The sequence below is a fragment of the Streptomyces sp. TS71-3 genome, from assembly GCF_018327685.1.
Lineage (GTDB): Bacteria > Actinomycetota > Actinomycetes > Streptomycetales > Streptomycetaceae > Streptomyces.
Genome location: NZ_BNEL01000001.1, coordinates 1,489,269 through 1,507,246, shown reverse-complemented (window position 1 = coordinate 1,507,246; position 17,978 = coordinate 1,489,269). Strand labels below are relative to the sequence as shown.

Annotated in this window: 14 protein-coding genes; 6 read left to right on the top strand and 8 right to left on the bottom strand. The window is 74.0% G+C overall.

Annotated features, from left to right (window positions below):
* Nucleotides 1-114: 114 nt before the first annotated feature.
* From Sm713_RS06245 to Sm713_RS06230, 4 genes are all read left to right on the top strand, one after another.
* Entirely contained in the window at nt 115-804 is a 690-nt protein-coding gene (locus tag Sm713_RS06245; protein ID WP_212908658.1) for a FadR/GntR family transcriptional regulator, read from the top strand.
* Nucleotides 801-1,598, top strand: coding sequence for a creatininase family protein (locus Sm713_RS06240; RefSeq protein WP_212908657.1), 798 nt, complete (start codon nt 801-803; stop codon nt 1,596-1,598). Before Sm713_RS06245 ends, Sm713_RS06240 begins: the two co-directional genes overlap by 4 nt.
* Before the next feature lie 312 nt (nt 1,599-1,910).
* A complete protein-coding gene (locus Sm713_RS06235; RefSeq protein ID WP_212908656.1) occupies nt 1,911-2,894 on the top strand; it encodes a PHB depolymerase family esterase in 984 nt (327 codons plus the stop codon).
* Between the two features lie 223 nt (nt 2,895-3,117).
* A complete protein-coding gene (locus Sm713_RS06230) occupies nt 3,118-4,644 on the top strand; it encodes an AbgT family transporter (RefSeq protein WP_249416132.1) in 1,527 nt (508 codons plus the stop codon).
* A 69-nt stretch (nt 4,645-4,713) separates the two neighbouring features.
* Here the strand turns inward: Sm713_RS06230 and Sm713_RS06225 are convergent, their stop codons facing one another.
* The 8 genes from Sm713_RS06225 to Sm713_RS06190 all read right to left on the bottom strand — a co-directional run bounded on the left by Sm713_RS06225 (nt 4,714) and on the right by Sm713_RS06190 (nt 14,608).
* Nucleotides 4,714-5,511, bottom strand: coding sequence for a hypothetical protein (locus Sm713_RS06225; protein WP_212911821.1), 798 nt, complete (start codon nt 5,509-5,511; stop codon nt 4,714-4,716).
* A 374-nt stretch (nt 5,512-5,885) separates the two neighbouring features.
* Nucleotides 5,886-6,737, bottom strand: a complete 852-nt coding sequence (locus tag Sm713_RS06220) for an aldo/keto reductase (protein ID WP_212908654.1) — start codon at nt 6,735-6,737, stop codon at nt 5,886-5,888.
* 277 nt (nt 6,738-7,014) lie between these two features.
* On the bottom strand, nt 7,015-7,989 hold the full coding sequence (locus tag Sm713_RS06215) for a slipin family protein (RefSeq protein WP_212908653.1): 975 nt from the start codon (nt 7,987-7,989) through the stop codon (nt 7,015-7,017).
* Between the two features lie 507 nt (nt 7,990-8,496).
* Nucleotides 8,497-9,765 carry an amidohydrolase gene (locus Sm713_RS06210; RefSeq protein ID WP_212908652.1) on the bottom strand — a complete coding sequence of 423 codons (1,269 nt, stop codon included), beginning with the start codon at nt 9,763-9,765 and terminating at the stop codon, nt 8,497-8,499.
* A gap of 34 nt (nt 9,766-9,799) precedes the next feature.
* Entirely contained in the window at nt 9,800-11,584 is a 1,785-nt protein-coding gene (locus tag Sm713_RS06205; protein WP_212908651.1) for an AbgT family transporter, read from the bottom strand.
* The gene (locus Sm713_RS06200) at nt 11,581-12,831 is read right to left on the bottom strand and encodes a threonine synthase (RefSeq protein WP_212908650.1); all 1,251 of its coding nucleotides are present in this window, start codon (nt 12,829-12,831) and stop codon (nt 11,581-11,583) included. Before Sm713_RS06200 ends, Sm713_RS06205 begins: the two co-directional genes overlap by 4 nt.
* A 214-nt stretch (nt 12,832-13,045) precedes the next feature.
* A complete protein-coding gene (locus tag Sm713_RS06195; RefSeq protein ID WP_212908649.1) occupies nt 13,046-13,762 on the bottom strand; it encodes a DUF4232 domain-containing protein in 717 nt (238 codons plus the stop codon).
* Nucleotides 13,763-14,029: 267 nt separating this feature from the next.
* Nucleotides 14,030-14,608, bottom strand: coding sequence for a cysteine hydrolase family protein (locus Sm713_RS06190; RefSeq protein ID WP_212908648.1), 579 nt, complete (start codon nt 14,606-14,608; stop codon nt 14,030-14,032).
* Nucleotides 14,609-14,843: 235 nt separating this feature from the next.
* On the opposite strand from Sm713_RS06190, the gene Sm713_RS06185 reads away from it, so the two are divergent.
* Both Sm713_RS06185 and Sm713_RS06180 read left to right on the top strand, forming a co-directional pair.
* Nucleotides 14,844-15,788: a hypothetical protein gene (locus Sm713_RS06185; protein ID WP_212908647.1), complete on the top strand. Its 945-nt coding sequence runs from the start codon at nt 14,844-14,846 to the stop codon at nt 15,786-15,788.
* The gene (locus tag Sm713_RS06180) at nt 15,788-17,968 is read left to right on the top strand and encodes a bifunctional serine/threonine-protein kinase/ABC transporter substrate-binding protein (RefSeq protein ID WP_212908646.1); all 2,181 of its coding nucleotides are present in this window, start codon (nt 15,788-15,790) and stop codon (nt 17,966-17,968) included. Before Sm713_RS06185 ends, Sm713_RS06180 begins: the two co-directional genes overlap by 1 nt.
* Nucleotides 17,969-17,978: the final 10 nt, after the last annotated feature.

Here is a 17,978-nt window from a genome sequence, read left to right as displayed (position 1 = left end):
GCCCAACGGTGCGGGGAACTGCCTGCGCAACCCACAACCCACCACAGCCCCCTGGGCGACGGAGGGCGTGCCGCCGACATTGACCCTCCACTGATCTACTGATCTAATCACTTTATGAGTCGTCGTGAGCTGTCGTTGTCCGAGCGCCTGGCGGACGACATCGTCGAGATCATCCACACCCAGGGGCTGGCCCCCGGTGACGCCCTCGCCTCGTCGCGTGAGCTCGCCCGCCGGTTCGACGTCACCACGCCCACCGTGCGGGAGGCGCTCCGGCGGCTGGAGGCCACCGGGGTGGTGGAGTTCCGGCACGGCTCGGGGACCTACGTGGGACCGGGCGTCGAGCGGCGGCTGCTGGCCAACCCCCATCAGCCGCGCGGCACTCGCAGGTCGGTCCTCGAACTCGTGGAGACCCGCCTCGTCATCGAGCCCGCCGTCGCGGCCATGGCCGCCCGTGTCCGCGTTCCAGAAGGGCTCGCCCTGCTGGAGAGCGCCGCCTCCAACGCCCTGTATCCACCGGAGGAGTCGCTGCGGCAGTCCGTGCACTTCCATGTGGCGCTCGCCGCGACCAGCGGCAACGCCCTGCTGCGGGAGACCGTGGAAGCGCTGCTCGACGTCAGGGCGCGCGAGCAGGTCGAGATCCGCCACCGGTACAACGACCGGGCGCGCGACCACAACGAGCACATCCGCATCCTCCGCGCCGTCCACGAAGGGGACGCGGCACAGGCGGAACGGCTCACCCGCGAACACCTGGAAGCGATCCGGGCGTCCGTGGCCACCGCCGACTTCGGCGGGGACGAGCGGTGAGCGTGCCGTCCGGCCACCCGCCGAAGCCCGAACGCACCTACCGGCTGGCCGAGATGACCACGCAGGAGGCCGCCGCGGCGGTGACCTCGGCACCGATCGTGCTGCTCCCCGCCGGGGCCTTCGAGCAGCACGGCCCGGGCCTCCCGCTCGCGACGGACACGATCCGTGCCGAGCGGGTGGCCGACCTGGTGGCCGCCGGGCTCGCGGGGCGCGCGGTGATCGGGCCCATCCTGCCGGTGGGGGTCTCCCCGCACCACCTCGCCTTCGCCGGCACGATCACCCTGACCACCGGCACGCTGGCGACGGTGGTCCGCGAGTACGTCGCCGGGCTGTACCGGCACGGCTGGCGCAAGGTCCTGGTGGTGACCGGCCACGGCGGGAACAACGCCACCCTCACGACGGTCGCCCAGGACCTCCTGGCCACCCATCCCGACCTCCAGTTCGCCTGGACGCCGCTGACCGCGCTGGCCGCCGACGTGGTGGCCGGCATGCGGGTCAGCGAGGTGCACGGGCACAGCGGCGAGGCCGAGACCGCCCAGATGCTCCACCTGGCACCCCACCTCGTGCACCGCGACCGGCTGACCGCCGGCACCACCTCCACCAGCGAGCTCACCCCGCTCGCCCGGCTGGCCCGCCGCGCCGGCCACCCCACCCTCACCGTCCGCTACGACCAGCTCAGCGCCAACGGCGTGCTCGGCGACCCGGGCGCCGCGACGGCGGAGGACGGCCGTGCGGTCGTCGACGCCGTCGTGTCCCGCATTGTCGGCTTCGCCGAGGAGTGGCTGGACTCCTGAGGCGGGAGCCGTCCGCTCGCGTTCCCCGGGTCGGTGGCCGGAACCGAGTCAACCGGCCGGGGGCCGGCCCCACCGCCTCAAGGGGGCCTTCATCGCTCACCCCGGACCATCCCCCGGCGGGTGGTTGCTCGCGCAGTTCCCCGCGCCCCCTCGGGGCGCCGGGGTCACCTTGCACCAACCGCACCCACGAAGGGGCACGGGGATGGGGGCACCTCCCACGCCTTCAAGGCAGTGGGGGAGCAAAGACACGCCCGCCCCCGTACCCGCGCCCAGCCGGCCGGCCGCATGCCCGGCCGGCGGAAGGAGCCTGCCGTGAAGAGAAACTCCACCCGCCTGCGCACCCTCAGCGCGATGGCCACCGCGGTCCTCACCGCACTCGCCGGACTGGCCGCGGCACCAGCCCCCGCCGGTGCCGTTCCCGCAGCAGCCGCCGACGTTCCCGCGCCCACCGCCGGATGCCAGACCACCGCACCCCAACAACCCGGCACCAGCGTGCTGCACACCCTCGCCAGCGGGGGCCGGGAGCGCACCTACCAGCTCCACCTGCCCGCCGGGTACCGGGCCGACCGCCCCTGGCCCGTGATCCTCGCCTTCCACGGGCGCGGCAACACCGGCGCCGGCACGGAGGAGTTCTCGAAGCTCTCCACGCTCCCCGCCGTCGTCGCCTACCCCGACGGAGTCGTCGGCACCGGCGAGGGCGACCGCCAGGCCTGGCAGGGCGCGCCCTACGAGGCGCCCGGGGTGGACGACGTGGCGTTCACCGGCGACCTGCTGACGGCCCTGGAGGACCAGCTCTGCCTCGACAGCCGGCGCGTGTACGCGACCGGGAAGTCCAACGGCGCCGGGTTCACCGGCCTGCTCGCCTGCCGCATGGCGGACCGGATCACGGCGATAGCCCCGGTGTCCGGCGCCTTCTACCCGGGCACCGGCACCAGCGCCGACTGCCACCCGTCCCGCCCGGTGCCGGTCATCGACTTCCACGGCACGGGCGACACCACCATCCCGTACGCGGGCGACGAGGACCGGGGCCTGCCGGCCATCCCTGACTGGGTGGCGGGCTGGGCGGAGCGCGACGGCTGCACCGAGCAGCTGCCCGACCGGGTGATCGAACCCGACATCACCGAGTCCACCTGGGCCGGCGCGGACGGCCGAACGCGGGTCGAGCACGTCGCCGTCGCCGGGGGCGGGCACACCTGGCCGGGCGCCGACAGCTACAGCGGCGGAGGCAAGACCACGCAGACCATCGAGGCCCACGAGGTCCTGTGGCGGTTCCTGAAGCACTACCGCCTGCCGTAGGCGCATCGCCTGCCACAGGCAGAGCGCGCCTGACGCACCCGCAGGCGCCGCCCCTCACCGCCCCCGCCCACCCGGTGTACCGCCTCCCGCCGGGTGGGCCCCGGTCCCTCTCCCCCGCGGGCCCCGTCCCGCACCCACTCCCCCGTACGGAGCCGCCATGTCCCCCTCGGATCCCGCGCCCGCCGCACGCCCCGCCCCACCAGACGCTCCCGAAGCTCCCGAGGTGTCCGCCGAGTCCCGGCTGCCCCGTGTCGTACGGGCCATGGCGGTGGTGGAACGCGCCGGAAACGCGCTGCCGCACCCCTTCTGGCTGTTCTGGATCCTCTCCGCGGTGCTGGCCGCCGCCAGCGCCCTGCTGGCCGGCCTCGACGTGTCCGTGGTCTCGCCCGACGACGGCCGGACGGTCGCCGTCCGCAACCTGCTGAGCGGGGACGGCCTCGCCATGGCCGTCTCCACCATGGTCGACAACTTCGCCGTGTTCCCGCCGATGGCGACCATCGTCGTCGTCATCATGGGCGTCGCCGTCGCCGAACGCACCGGGTTCCTCGCCACGTTGATGAAGGCGGGCGTCTCCCGGGTGCCGGCCTCCTGGGTGGTGTTCGCCGTCGCGTTCACCGGCACCGTGGCCCATGTCGCCTCGGCCGCCGCCTACATCATCCTGGTGCCGCTCGGCGGGCTGGCCTTCCGTGCGGTGGGGCGCTCGCCGGTGCTCGGCATCGTCGTCGCCTACACGGCCATCGCCTCCGGCTACGACGCGAGCCCCGTGCCCACGCCCAACGACGCCATCTTCGCCGGGATCACCACCACCGCCGCCAGGATCGTGGGAGGAGACGGCGCCTACGTCTCCCCGTTGAGCAACTGGTTCTTCAACATCGCCTCGTCCCTCGTGCTGGCGGCCGTCATCACCCTGGTCACCCGCGCCGTGCTCAGCAGGCGCCCCGACCTCGCCCCGGACCAGGACGCCGACGTGCCCGACATCGGCGGGCTCGCCCTGGGCGAGCGCGAACGCGCGGCGCTGCGCAGGGCCGTGCTCGCCCTGGCGGTGCTCGTGCTCGCGGTCGTCGCGGTGGTGCTGCCGGAGTCGTCACCGCTGCGCGGCAAGGGCGGCAGCATCGTCGACTCGCCGCTGCTGGACGGCATCGCCGCGCTGGTGGCGCTGCTGTTCGCCGTGGCCGGCACGGTCTACGGGGTCCGCGCGGGCACCGTCGCCTCGGCGCGCGACGTGCCGAAGCTGATGGGCGAGGGCGTGGTGCAGATGGCGCCGGTGCTCGTGCTGTTCTTCGCCGTGGCGCAGTTCCTGGCCTACTTCGACTGGACCGGCATCGGCGACGTGCTGGCGGTCCGGGCGGCCGAGGCGCTGCGGCACAGCGGGCTGCCGATCGTGGTGGTGTTCCTGCTGGTGCTGCTCCTGCTGACGCTGGTCAACGTGATGGTGACCAGCGGGTCGGCGATGTGGGCGCTGGCGGCCCCGGTGCTGGTGCCGATGCTGATGCTGGTGCACGTGCCCGCCGCGACCACGCAGGCGCTGTTCCGGATCGCGGACTCCGGTTCCACCGCCATCACGCCCATGAGCCCGTACTTCGTGATGGCGCTCGGCTTCCTCCAGCGGTACCGCAAGAACGCGGGGATCGGCACCCTCGCCTCCTACACGCTGCCGCTCGCCGTCGCCATGACGGTCGTGTGGACGCTGCTGTTCCTGGCGTGGTGGGCGGCGGGGATCCCGCTGGGGCCCGGGGCCGCGGTCCGTTGACCACGCCGCTCGCCGCGGAAGGCGGGGCCTGCGGCCCGGGGCGGACCCGGACCGCCGGCCCCGCGGGCGTCAGCTTCCCGCGCGCCGGTACTCGTACACCGTCGTGGCGACCTTGCACACGCTGGGCGGGACCACCTGGGCGCGCAGCGTTCCGCTGCGGGTGTCGTAGTCGACGCCCTCCGTCTCGAACGTGCCCGTGCAGGCGCTCTTCTGCGGCAGCGGGCCGAGGTCGGTGACGTGGGCGGTGACCGGCGTCCCGTCGGGGGCGTGGGGCAGGTCGACCTGGAGCAGGGGGCGCTGGTCGGGCCAGAGGTCGGTGCCGGCGTCGTCGGAGGAACAGATCAGCTGGGTGTCCGTGACGAAGTCGCAGCCCTGGATGTCACGGACCGGGTGGTCCAGGGTGATCCGGCCGGCCTGCGGGAGGGTGCCGCCGGTGGCGGGGGTGGCCGGGTTGAGCAGCGGGGCGGGGAAGAGCTGGAGGCTGTCCTGGTCGCCCCACTCGCCGGACACCATCCACTGGGAGTCGGCGGAGACCGTGGCGAAGGAGTTGTTGAGCTTCTCGCCGGTGTCGAGCGGGTGCACGTACGTGTAGCGGGTGCCGGCCGGCGTGGTGACCGCGAACATCTTGGACGTGGCGTCGTCGGGGCCCTGGTAGGCGTCGAAGACGTAGCCGCGGGAGATGTCCGGGTCGCCGACGTGGTTCCAGCCCTGGACCCGCAGGTCCAGGGGGATGGTGCCGAGGCCGCGGTAGAGCAGCGAGCCGTCGTCGCGGGTGGCGAGCCCCTCGCCGCCGGACAGGGAGTCGACGCTCGACGACCCGGTCTGCACCCATCCCTGGGTGTCGGCGGAGGCGGCGGCGGTGCACAGCGCGGTGAGCGCGGCGGCGCCGAGGAGTGCGGTGGCGGCGCGGGAACGGGCGCCGGGGCGGGGGCGGAACGGGGCACGGGGACGGAAGGGTCTCACGCTGTCACCTCGTCAGGTCCACGGTGGGGGCCCTGAGCCTAGCCGCGTGAGGTGACCCCGACCACACCGCCCCGTGCGTCACACATGCACCGTGTCGGGCGTGCAGCGTGTCGGGCGTGCATGGTGGCGGACGTGCACGGTGCCGCGCGTGGCACGATGTCTTAGGCGGCACGGTGTCACGCGCGGCAAGGTGTCATGTATGGCCCGGCGTCATGGACCGCACGGTGTCACGGACCGACACGGCGTCACGGACCGCACGGTGTCATGCGCGCCCCGGATCAGCCGAGTTCCGCCAGTTCCTCGGCGGTGAGCGTGAGGTCGGCCGCGGCCGCCGAGTCGCGGATCGACTCGGGGCGGCTGGCCCCGGGTATGGGGACGACGACCGGGGCGAGCGCCAGCATCCAGGCCAGGACGACCCGGTAGGCGCTGACGCCGTGCGCCTCGGCGACCCGGGCGAACGCCGTGTGCGTGGCGCCGAGCTGGTCGGAGCGCCTGATGCCGCCGAACGGGCTCCACGGCAGGAAGGCGATCCCGAGCTCCGCGCAGAGGTCCAGCTCGGGGCGGCTGGAGAGGTACGCCGGCGAGAACTGGTTCTGCACGGAGACCAGCCGGCCGCCGAGGATCTCGTTGGCCGTACGGATCATCGCGGGGTCGGCGTTGGAGATGCCCGCCATCCGTATCTTGCCCTCGTCCAGCAGATCGGCGATGGCGCCGACGGACTCGGCGTACGGCACCTTCGGGTCGGGGCGGTGGAACTGGTAGAGCCCGATCGCCTCGACCCCGAGCCGCTTGAGGGATGCCTCGCAGGCCTGCTTGATGTACTCCGGGCGGCCGTCGAGCGTCCAGGTGCCGTCGCCGGGCCGCAGGTGGCCGCCCTTGGTGGCGACCAGCACGTCCGCGCTGCCGGAGTACGAGGCGAGCGCCTCGGCGATGAGCGACTCGTTGTGGCCCACGTCATCGGCGTGCAGGTGGTAGGCGTCCGCGGTGTCGATGAACGTCACCCCCTCGTCGAGGGCCGCGTGGACGGTGGCGATCGAACGGGACTCGTCCGGACGCCCCTCGATGGACATGGGCATACCGCCCAGCCCGATCGCGCTGACCTGGACGTCACCGATACGACGGGTCTGCATGAATGGCTGCCTTTCGACGGCGCGTTGTGCGGGGGGCCGCGGCCGGCCGGCCCGGAGCCGGCCGGGGGATGCCGGCTCCGGGCGAGCGTGCGGCGCTCGGAGACCGGCCGCGGCGCACGGATCACAGCGTCACTCCGGTAGCGGCGTGCTGTCCAACAAGGGAATGTGAACGCATTGAGCGACCCCGCTGCTGAATCCGGTGCCGGGTGGCGAGAGCGGGGGCGATACAGGCAGCTTTGCCCCCACTCTCTCCGTTTTCCTCTGGTTTCCCCCGAGTTCAGCTCTCCGGCTCGGGGGCGGGGGCCGGCTTCTGGTCGAGTCCGGACTGGTTCGGGATCAGGGGGGCGCTGCCCGGCTCCGGTCCGGTCCGGTTCGGGGCCAGCTCGGCGGGGCGGGACGCCTGAGCCGGATCGACCGCTTCGGGCTTCGCGAGGTCCGCCACCTCGGGCGGGGAGGCGGGTGCGGGCTCGGCACCGGACTTCTTCTCGGCGGGGCTCAGGTTCTGGGCGGCGCGCTCGAAGTAGCGGAGAAGTTCGACGGGGAACGGCATGACGAGCGTGGAGTTCTTCTCGGCCGCGACCTCCACCACGGTCTGCAACAGCCGCAGCTGCATGGCCTCGGGGGTGTCGGACATGATCCGCGAGGCGTTGGCGAGCTGCTGCGCCGCCTGGAACTCGCCGTCGGCCGTGATGACCCGGGCCCGCCGCTCCCGCTCCGCCTCGGCCTGGCGGGACATGGACCGCTTGAGGGACTCCGGGAGCTGGACGTCCTTGATCTCCACGCGGTCGATGTGCACGCCCCACCCGGCGGCCGGGCTGTCGATCATCAGGGCGAGGCCCTCGTGCAGCCGCTCCCGGTCGGAGAGCAGGTCATCGAGGTCGCTCTTGCCGATGATCGACCGCAGCGAGGACTGCGCGACCTGGCCCACCGCGAAGTTGTAGTCCTGCACCTCGATGGAGGCGCGCACCGGGTCGGTCACCCGGAAGTAGACGACGGCGTCGACCTTGACCGAGACGTTGTCCTTGGTGATGCCCTCCTGCGTCGGGATCGGCATCGTGACCACCTGGACGTTGACCTTGCGCATCCGGTCGACCATCGGGATGAGGAACGTCATCCCGGGCTGGCGGTACCCCGGCAGGGCCCTGCCGAAGCGGAACACCACGCCCCGGTCGACCTGGTTGACGACCCGCAGGGCCGACTTCAGAAATCCCAGCACGATGACGATCGCCACGACGGCGATGACGGCTTCCATACGACGCTCCCCAAGTGGGCACCTGAACATACTCCGGTGGCCAGAATGACGCGGAACCGCCTGCGGCGGAGCCACCCGGGATGTTAGGGCCGCGTAATTTCGCGTGGCGACGGCCGGCGTGTCGTCTGCGGCCCGGTGGCTGGTTGCTCGCGCCCGCGCGGCGGAGCCGCACGATGACACAGCCCCGCGCCCCTCTTTGGCGGCGCTTCGCGCCGAACCGCGAGATCTTGCCCCTCCGGGCTGAGTCGCGGCTTCCTCTGAGTGGGGCTTCTCGCGCAGTTCCCCGCGCCCCTTCAGGGCACACGGCCACTCCTTACGGCCAAGGGCGCCCACGAAGGGGGCGTGGGGAACTGCGCGAGAGGCCCCGACGATCGGAAAGTTGCCACTCAACCGAAAGGGGCAAAATCCAGTGAACTGGCGCGAAGCGCCACCAAAAAGGGGCGCGGGGAACTGCGCAAACAACCCCGGCCCACCGGGAGCCGAGACTGAACGGCAAGAACCCGGCTCTCACGGCCGCAAGGCCGCCCGCACGACCTCCTCCAGCAGATCCACGCCGTACCCCAACGCCGCCTCGTCGAAGTCGAAACGAGGCGTGTGGTGCGGCGACGCAAGATCCGCCCCGACCGCCAGATACCCGGCGATCCCCCCGCGCTCCTGGACCCGCCGCATCAACGCGGTCGCGTCGTCGCTGGCCACCCCGCTCTCCCCGGTCGGGACGACCAGCCGCTGCCCGCGGGCGGCCGCCGCGTCCTCCACCAGCTCCACCGCCCCGCGGTCCGCCCGCGCGGTGGTGACCGTCCCGATCAGCTCGATGTCGACGTCGAGCCCGTACATCCCCGCCGCGCCGGCGAGCGCCTGGCGGGCCCGCTGCTCCAGGTCGGCGTTGACGTCCCCGTCGTCGGCCCTGGTCTCCAGCAGCAGTTCGGCGGTGTCCGGCACGATGTTGCTGCTGGTGCCGCCGTGCAGGGCACCCACCGAGACCCGGGTGACGTGGCCGGGCACCCGGGGCAGCCCCTGCACCGCGAGGGTGGCGGCCGCGGCGCCGAGCAGGGCGTTGCGGCCCTCGTGCGGGGCGAGCGAGGCGTGCGCGGCCGTGCCGCGGAACGTCGCCCGTATCTTCGCGTTGGCCAGCAGCCCGTCCAGCGAGCTGACCACCGTGCCGGTCGGCTGGTTCAGGCCGAGGTGGGCGGCGAGGAAGACGTCCGCGGAGTCGACGACCCCGCACGGCACCATGGCCCGTGCGCCGCGCCCGCCCTCCTCGGCCGGCTGGAAGAGCAGCGTGAGGGAGCCGGCGGGCGGCGGATCGGCCGTGATCCGTTCGGCCAGCTCCATCGCCATGCCGATGTGGCCGTCGTGCCCGCAGGCGTGCATCACGCCCTCGTGCGCGGAACGGAACCCCTCCCGCGCGGGCAGGTGGCCGTCCGCGCCGGACTCGGTGATCGGCAGCGCGTCGATGTCCGCGCGCAGCGTGAGCGCGGGGCCGGGGCGCGCCCCGTGCCAGGTCGCCAGCACCGCGGTGTTCCCGCCCCGCAGCGCCGGCAGGTACCGCTGGTCGGCGCCCTCGTCGGCGGCCCTCAGGTAGGCGGCGTCCAGGACGTCGGCGGAGGGCACGCCCAGCCGCTCGCCGGGGCTGATCACCTCCTCGCCGGCCCGCACCTGCCAGCCGAGGTCGGCCAGCCGGCCGGCGATCAGGCTTGCGGTGCGGAACTCCGTGAAGCCGACCTCCGGGTGGCGGTGGATGTCCCGCCGCCAGCGGACCGCCGTGGACTCGCCCATCTTCCGTCCTTCCTGCCTTCCTGGTGTGCCGTGGTCAGTGCCCCAGCCTGGTGGGCACGCCGGGGCCGAACGGGATCCCGGCGAAGTAGAACACCGCGAAGACGGCCACCCAGAGCACCGCCACCGGGACCACGAACAGGCTCAGCCGGGCGAAGACCATGCCCAGAGTGAACCGCTTGTCGTACGTGCGGGCGGACAGCTCCAGCATGTAGACGTACGGGTTCAGGGGCGAGATCGGGTGGCTCACCGAGTCGCCGACCCGGTACGCCGCCTGCACCACCGCCGGGTGGTAGCCGAGCCCGGCGAAGACGGGGACGAGCACCGGTGCCAGCACCGTCCACAGCGACGCTCCGGAGAACACCACCAGCGACAGCAGCGCGCTGAACACCAGCGCCACCAGCAGCGCGGGGAACCCTGTCAGGTGCGCGCTGCGCAGCACGCCGGCACCCTGCACCGCCAGGTACTCGCCGACGTGGCTCCAGGTGAACATGGCGATGAACTGGCCCGCGGTGAAGGCGATCACGATGTAGCCGAGCATGCCCTGAAGCGCCTCGGCCATCAGCCGCGGCACGTCCCTCGCCTTGCGGATGGTGCCGGCGGGGATGCCGTAGGCGATGCCGCTGATCAGGAAGGACAGCATCACCAGGGTCACGATGCCGTCGAAGAACGGCGACTTGACCAGTCCGCCGCCCGGCCCGCGCAGCGGGCCGCCGGGCACCAGCCAGCAGGTGAAGACCAGCACGAGGAACGCGGCGAGGGCGAGCGCGCCGCACCGCAGGCCGCGGCGCTGCTCGGGCGTGACCTCCCCGGCCGGCGCCGGCGCGTCCTGCGCGCCGCCGTCCTCGGGCCGGTACGGCGGCAGCGTGGGCTCCACCCAGCGCACCAGCAGGAAGCCGGTGAGCAGCGGCAGGACGAGGCCGGAGACGGCCTGGAAGAAGTAGTTCATGACCACGGAGGTGGTGATGCCGAACCCGTGCGGCGTGACGGAGGCCGTGATGGCCGACAGGTTGGCGTCCAGGGAGCCGATCAGCACGCCGGAGGCGTAGCCGACGGTGGTGGAGGCGAAGCTGCCCAGCATCCCCGCGATCGGGTGCCGCCCCACCGCGCGGAACGCGAGGGCGGCCAGCGGCGGCAGGATCACCATGGAGGCGTCGCCCATCACATGGCCCTGCGCGGCGATGTACGTCACCGCGTACGGCATCAGGCCGCGCGGCACCCGGGCGAGCACCGCGGAGACCACCGCCGTCAGGAAGCCGCTCCGCTCGGCGACGCCCACGCCCAGCAGCACCGCGAGCACCACGCCGAGCGGCGGGTAGCCGATGAAGTTGGTCACGAAGGTCGCCAGCAGGTGCTGCACGCCGGCGAGCGAGAGCACCGACTCCACCGGCAGCGGCCGGGCCTCGCCCGGGATGCGGGCGGTGGCGCCCAGCGCGGCGAGCACCGCGGAGACCACCGCCAGCAGGATCAGCAGGTAGAGGAAGAGCAGGAACGGGTGGGGTATCCGGCCGCCGGCCCGCTCCACCACGGCGAAGAAGCGGCCGAGCCGGCCGAGGTCGAACGCTTCCGTGCCCGTGCCCGTGTCCGAGCCCATGCTCGTGTCCGTGCTCGTACCGGTGCCCGTGCCCGCGCCCGCGCCCACGGCGGCAGGCGTCCCGGAACCGCCGGACGCCCTGGAGCCCGGACCGGGATCGGAGCCGGACGCCCCGGAGCCCGGACCGGAACCGGAGCCGCCAGGCGTCCGGGCGTCTGGGTCCGGGTCGCGGTCGCGGTCCGGGTCGGGGTCGGCGGGGTCGGGGGCGGAGACCCCCGGGCCCGTCACCGTGCCCCCGGGGCGCCCGGGATCCGGCCGTCCACGGGCAGGGTGGGAACGTCCACCGGCACCGTCTCCGGGTACTTGATCCCGGCACCGGTGTTGAGCACCACGACCTCCTCGTCGCCGCGCAGCCAGCCGCTGCCGCGCAGCTGCTCGACCGCGGCGAAGCAGGCCGCACCCTCCGGGCAGATGAAGGCGCCCTCGGACCGGGCCAGCGCGGCCTCGGCGGCGAGGAGTTCCTTGTCGGTGACGGCAATGGCGGTCCCGCCGGTCTCCCGGACCGCATCGAGGACCAGGAAGTCGCCGAGCGCCTTGGGCACGGTGATGCCGAACGCCACCGTGTGCGCGTCCGGGAAGGGGACGCTCTCCGTGTCGCCGCGCCGGAACGCCTCCACGATCGGGGCGCAGCCCTCCGCTTGGACGGCCACCAGGCGCGGCAGATCGCCGCTGATCCAGCCCAGCTCCCGCATCTCCAGCAGCGCCTTGTGGATGCCGATGATGCCGACGCCGCCGCCGGTCGGGTAGAGGATGACGTCGGGCATCCGCCAGCCGAGCTGCTCGACGATCTCGTAGCCCATCGTCTTCTTGCCCTCGATGCGGTACGGCTCCTTGAGGGTGGACACCTCCTGGTAGCCGGTGCGCTCGGCCACCGCCGCGGCCACCAGCTTGCCGGCGTCCCCGATCAGGCCGTCCACCAGGTACAGCTCGGCGCCGGAGACCACGCACTCGGCACGGGTGATCTCGGGAGCGTCCACCGGCATCGCGATCAGGCTGCCCATGCCGGCGCGGGCGGCGTACACGGACCAGGCGGCGCCCGCGTTGCCGTTCGTGGGCATGGCGATGCCCGTGACGCCCAGCTCGTGCGCGCGCGAGACGCCGACCGCCGCACCCCTGGCCTTGAAGCTGCCGGTGGGGATCAGGCTCTCGTCCTTCATCTTCAGGTTCGGCACGCCCAGGGCGGCGCCGTAGCGGGGCAGGTCCAGCATCGGCGTCATACCCTCCCCGAGCGTCACCACGTGCTCGGGCGAGCGCACCGGAAGGACCTCGTGGTACCGCCACAGCGACGGGGGCCTGGCCGCGATCTCCTCCTTGGTCACCGTGGCTCTGACCTGCTCCAGGTCGTAACGGGCGAGCAGCGGCGCGCCGGCGGGCGAGGTGCCCTGGACCACGTCCGCGTCGTGCCGGGTGCCGGTCCGGGAGCATTCGAGGTGGGACAGGGCCGAGTACGCGGAGGGGGCGGATTGCGCGGGCATGGGTTCCTTCTCGGGGATCTGGCCGGGGTACGTCGGGCCTGGGGTGGGGCCGGGTGCCGGGGCGGGCTTCGGGGCTGGTGGTGCTCCCGAGCAGAACCCACGAGGGGATCACCAGTCAAGTGTTCGAGTGCACTCCAAGGCGGGGTGGCGGGAACGGGCGAAGGGCCCCGGACGGCGATGCGTCCGGGGCCCTCCTGTGGGGGGTGGGGAGTGGCTACTTGTTGCCGTGCACCGGGCCGACCCGGAGGTTCTGGATGCCGGAGCCGACACACTCCTGCTTGTTCCAGTGGATGATCAGCTCCTTCCGCTGGTTCGGCGGGAAGACCCGGAGGCTGGGCACGGTGGTGAGGTCGCACTGCTTGTCGGTGTATCCACCGGGGCCGTTGACGGCGCTGACGTCGGCGTAGGCGTGCGCGTTCGGGATGAGCGTGACGGCCTTGGCCGAGCCGCCCTCGCGGGCGGCCGCCTTGCCCATCTGGGTGTAGCCGTCCGCCTTGACGAAGGAGACGCCCGGGTAACCGGTCAGGGCGCAGGGCGCCGAGGCGGCGTTCCGGAAGACGATCTGGAACGTGGTGTGGCCGGCCCCGGCCGAGAAGTTCTCGGCGGTGGCCTCCAGCTCGTTGGTCGCGCAGGCCTGGACCGATCCGCTCTGGGAGGTGTTCCTGGTGCCGGTCGAGGAGCCGCCGGAGGAGGACGGGCCACCGGAGGAGGAGCCATTGGACGAGCCGGTCGTCGTGGCGGAGGAACCACCGGACGAACCGCCGGAGGAACCGTCCGAGGAGCCGCCGGACGTGGAAGCCGACGCGCTCGACGAGTCACCGGAGGACGAGGAGGAGGACGAGGAGTCGTCGGGCCCGCAGGCCGTCAGCGCGAGTCCGGCGGCGACGAGCACGAGGGCGGGGAGGCCACGGCGCGCGGTCCTGGTGAGCATGGTGTCTCTCTTCCACTGTGGGGGACGGTGGTGCAGTCACCAGGGAAGACGCCGTCTGAAGGTGCGGGTTGGCACGTGTTACAGGTCAGGTACAGAAGAAGGATGGGGCCGGGACAATCGTTGCGGCCCGGCGCCGGGTGCGGAGCCCGGTGAAGGAGCCCGGGTGGAGGAGCCAGGCCCCGGGTGGAGGAGCCCAGGAGAGGGCATGTCCCGCGCCCCGGGGCAGGCGGCCGTGGGGCGCCCGGGCCCGGGACGCGGTGCCCGTCATCAGCCGTTGCCCCCGGCGGTGGCGGCCGAGGCGAACGTCACGTCCGCCGTGCCGACCGTGCCGGCGCTGCGGCCGGGGGCGGTCTGGAACCCCCAGTAGAGGTTGGTGTGCGCGATGACCTCGGCGGGTCCCGGGGCGCCGTACGCCGTGAGGTCCTCCGTGGTGTGGGCGTCGCCGACCAGCGTGACGTCGTAGCCGCGCACGAGGGCGCCGTGCAGGGTGGAGCGTATGCACGCGTCGGTCTGGGCGCCGGTGACGACGAGCCGGCCCACCGCGCGCTGGGCGAGCACGGCCTCCAGCTCGGTGTCCTCGAAGGAGTCGCCGTACCGCTTGTGGACGAGCGGCTCGTGGTCGCGCCGGGACAGCTCCGGCACGTATCTCCAGCTCTCGCTGTCCGGCACGAGCTCGTCACTGGCGTGCTGCACCCAGATCAAGGGCACGCCTTCGGCGCGGGCCTTGTCGACGAGCGCGTTGATGTTCGCGATGACGGCGTCGCGGTCGTGGGCGCCGGCCATCACTCCGTTCTGCACGTCGATGACGAGCAGGGCGGTGCTCGGCCGGTCGGGCAGGGTCGTCAAGGGGCCACCTCCTGTGCCTCGGCACTCGGGTTGTCGGCATTCTGCGGTGCAGACGTCACCGTAGAGCCGGCCACTGACAATGCGGGTATGAATGGCTGGACGCCGTCGCGGGCGCCGGGTGCCCGCGGGCGGAACCGGGCGGCCGGGCACGGCGTCGGGTTCCGTGGGGTGCGGAGCCGGCGCAGGGCCGGGGCGGGCGTCCCGGTCCGCAGGGGGACGGGTGGGTGGGGTGGGGTTGAGGAGATCGTGGCGCGCCGCGGGCGCGCTGGCGGCGTGCGGCCTGCTGCTGGGGGCCTGTACGGGGGCGGGGCACGGCACGGGCGGCACCCCGTCACCGGACCCGGGTACGCCGGACACGCCCGGCACGCGCGGGACGTCGCGGGACGCCACCGCGCCGCGGTCGGCCTCAGCGGGGCGGATCGACGCGGCCCGGCTGCCGAGGACGGCCGCGCAGGCACGTGCGCTGGTGCGCGGGGTGATCGCCGACCCGGAGCTGTTCGGCTCGGGCGCGGTGCGCGCGACGCCCTATGAGAGCGACCCGGACACCTGGCCCGTGCTGGGCGACGACTGCGCCTGGCAGCCGCGGGGCCTGCCGGGCGATGTGCTCGCCACCCTCACCCGGTACATGGAGATGCCCGACGGCCGCGGCCGGACGGCCGGGGTGACCGTCACCGTCACCGTGCACCGGACGGCGCTCGACGCCGCCTGGCAGCAGGCGGGCGTGCTCGACGAGACGATGCGGTGCCCCGACCAGACCCCGGCATCCGGCGAGAGGCTGACGGGGATGGCGGGACTGACGAGGCTGACGGGCCTGTCGTCGTCGGCCAGCGCGTACGGCGAGGGCGCCAACCTCTACAGCGACGACGTGCTGCGGGAGTCCGGCGACTGCCGCGGCGGGGAGTCCGGCGGCACGTTCGCGTACTACCTCAGGCAGGCCGCGTACGGCCCGGTCGTGGTGAGCGCGGCGGCGTGCGGCGGGCAGGCGGGCAAGAACGCCGACGGGCCCACGGTGGAGCCGGTCCAGGCGTGCGTGGTCGCGATGGTGGGACGGGTGAAACTGCGGATCGGGCGGCCGGCCCCGGGCGGCTCCGGCACGCCGGCGCCCTCCGGCCCGGGGACGCCCGGGACGCCGGCCGGGAAGCCTTCCGGGAAGCCGTCCGTCATGGAGGGAGGCGCGTGATGGAACCGCTGCTCCCCTCGGATCCGGCGTGGCTCGGCGAGCACCGGCCGCTGCGGCAGCTCGGCGCGGGCGGCATGGGCGTGGTGTACCTGGCGCGCGCGGCGTCCGGGGAGCTCGCCGCCGTGAAGGTGATCCAGCCCGAGTACGCGGGTGAGCCGGAGTTCCGTGCCCGGTTCCGGCGCGAGGCCGCCGCGGCCCGGCGGGTGGACAGCCCCTGGGTGGTGCGGGTGACCGGCGCGGACCCCGAGGCGAGCGCGCCGTGGCTCGCCACCGCGTTCGTGCCGGGGCCCTCGCTCGCCGAGGCCGTCGCCTCCTGCGGCGCGCTGCCGGTGCCCGCGGTGCGGGTGCTGGGCGGGGTGCTGGGCCGGGCACTGGCCGCCGTGCACGCCGTCGACCTGGTGCACCGCGACGTCAAGCCCGGGAACGTCCTGCTGGCCCTGGAGGGGCCGCGGCTGATCGACTTCGGCATCGCGCGCTCCACGTCCGCCGACCAGACGCCCCTCACCTCCCCGGACGTGGTCGTGGGCACCCCGGGCTTCCTCTCCCCGGAGCAGGCGCGGGCCGGGCGGGCCGGTCCCGCGAGCGACGTGTTCGCGCTGGGCTGCGTGCTGGCGTTCGCGGCCACCGGCCGCCCGCCGTTCGGCACCGGGACGGCGAACGCCGTGATGTACCGCACCGTGCACGGCCGCCCCGACCTCGACGGCATCACCGACGCCCCGCTGCGGGCCCTGCTGCTGCGGTGCCTCGACAAGGACGCCGCCGCCCGCCCGCCCGCCGCCGAGGCCGCCGGGGCGCTGGCGGCGGACGAGCCCGCCGGGTCCGTCGACTGGCTGCCCGATCCGGTGGTCCGGATGGTCGCCGACCGGTCCGCGGAGCTGCTGGAACTGCCGCCCGTCGCCCCCACCGAGGTCTCGGAACCGCAAGAGGGCGAGCCGCCACCGGATCCGGCCCGCACCCCGGGGCCACCGGATCCGGCCGCCGTCCCGGGGCGGCGGCGGTTCCTCGCCCTGGCCGCCGGGGGCACCGCGGTGCTCGCGGCCGGCGGCGGAACGGCAGCGTGGTGGGCGTTGCGGCGGAACGGCTCCGGGGCGGCGGGCTCCGGCGACGGGCCGGTGCTCGGCGTCCAGGCGGACCTGAGCGGCCCCCAGCGGACCGCCGGCCGCGCGCAGGAGCAGGCGGCACGGCTGGCGGTCGAGCAGTTCAACTCCCGTACGGACAGGCCCTTCACGCTCGGCCTGCGGGTCGAGGACGACGGGGGCACGTCCGCCGGGGCGCGGACGGCCGCGGAACGGCTGACCGGTGACGCGAACGTGCTCGCCGTCCTCGGGCCCACCGGCTGGACGACCGCCCAGGGCGCCGTGGAGACGTACGAGCGGGCGGGGACACCCCTGCTGACCGTCTCGGAGGGGTCCGTGTCCGCGGCCGACGGCGCCCTGGTGACGGTCCCGCGCATGTACTTCCACGCCGCGCCGCTCGGCTCGGTCGCCGGCTACCTCACGGACGCCGCGCTGGCCGCCGAGGGCGCCCGGCGGCCGGGCCTGCTGGTCGACCGCGCGAGCGGCCTCGCCGGATGGGAGACCTCCCAGATGGCGTACGGCATGGCGCCCGGCCGGAAACTGCACGTGTACGCGCGCCATGTGCCCGCGACCGCCCCGGACCCGTCCACCGTCCTCGCCGACATGCTCGGCCGCGGCGTCGACGGGATCTACTACCTCGGCACCCCGGAGCGTGCCGCGCTGGTCGCGCGGGCGCTGGCCCTGCGGGGCTTCGACGGCCCGCGGTTCCTCGACCATCCCGCGGCCACGGACGCGTTCACCGCCGCCGCGGGCCGGGCCGCCGAGGGGTGGCGGGCCGTGACGCCGTACATCGGCCCGGACGCGGCGCCCGTGCGCGCCTTCGCGACCGCCTACCGGAAGCGCTACGGCACCGCGCCGGGCATCTGGGCCGCCGAGGCCTACGACGTGGCCCGCCTGGTCGCCGACCGGCTCACCGCGCTGCGGCGCGGCGGCGGGCGGCCGGGCCGGGCGGGGCTCGCCGCGGCGCTGCTCAAGGCGGACTTCAAGGGGCTGACGGCGACGTACGCGTTCGAGCAGGACCGGACGCTGCGCCTCGGGCACTTGTACCAGTGGCGGGTCACCGGCGGCCGGTTCCGGTACGCCGGTGAGGTGCCGGTGGCCTGAGGCGGGCGGC

Coding starts and splice junctions, on each gene's coding strand:
- Sm713_RS06245 (WP_212908658.1), top strand. CDS start 115: ATGAGTCGTCGTGAGCTGTCGTTGTCCGAGCGCCTGGCGGACGACATC.
- Sm713_RS06220 (WP_212908654.1), bottom strand. CDS start 6,737: ATGCAGACCCGTCGTATCGGTGACGTCCAGGTCAGCGCGATCGGGCTG.
- Sm713_RS06215 (WP_212908653.1), bottom strand. CDS start 7,989: ATGGAAGCCGTCATCGCCGTCGTGGCGATCGTCATCGTGCTGGGATTT.
- Sm713_RS06210 (WP_212908652.1), bottom strand. CDS start 9,765: ATGGGCGAGTCCACGGCGGTCCGCTGGCGGCGGGACATCCACCGCCAC.
- Sm713_RS06200 (WP_212908650.1), bottom strand. CDS start 12,831: ATGCCCGCGCAATCCGCCCCCTCCGCGTACTCGGCCCTGTCCCACCTC.
- Sm713_RS06195 (WP_212908649.1), bottom strand. CDS start 13,762: ATGCTCACCAGGACCGCGCGCCGTGGCCTCCCCGCCCTCGTGCTCGTC.
- Sm713_RS06180 (WP_212908646.1), top strand. CDS start 15,788: ATGGAACCGCTGCTCCCCTCGGATCCGGCGTGGCTCGGCGAGCACCGG.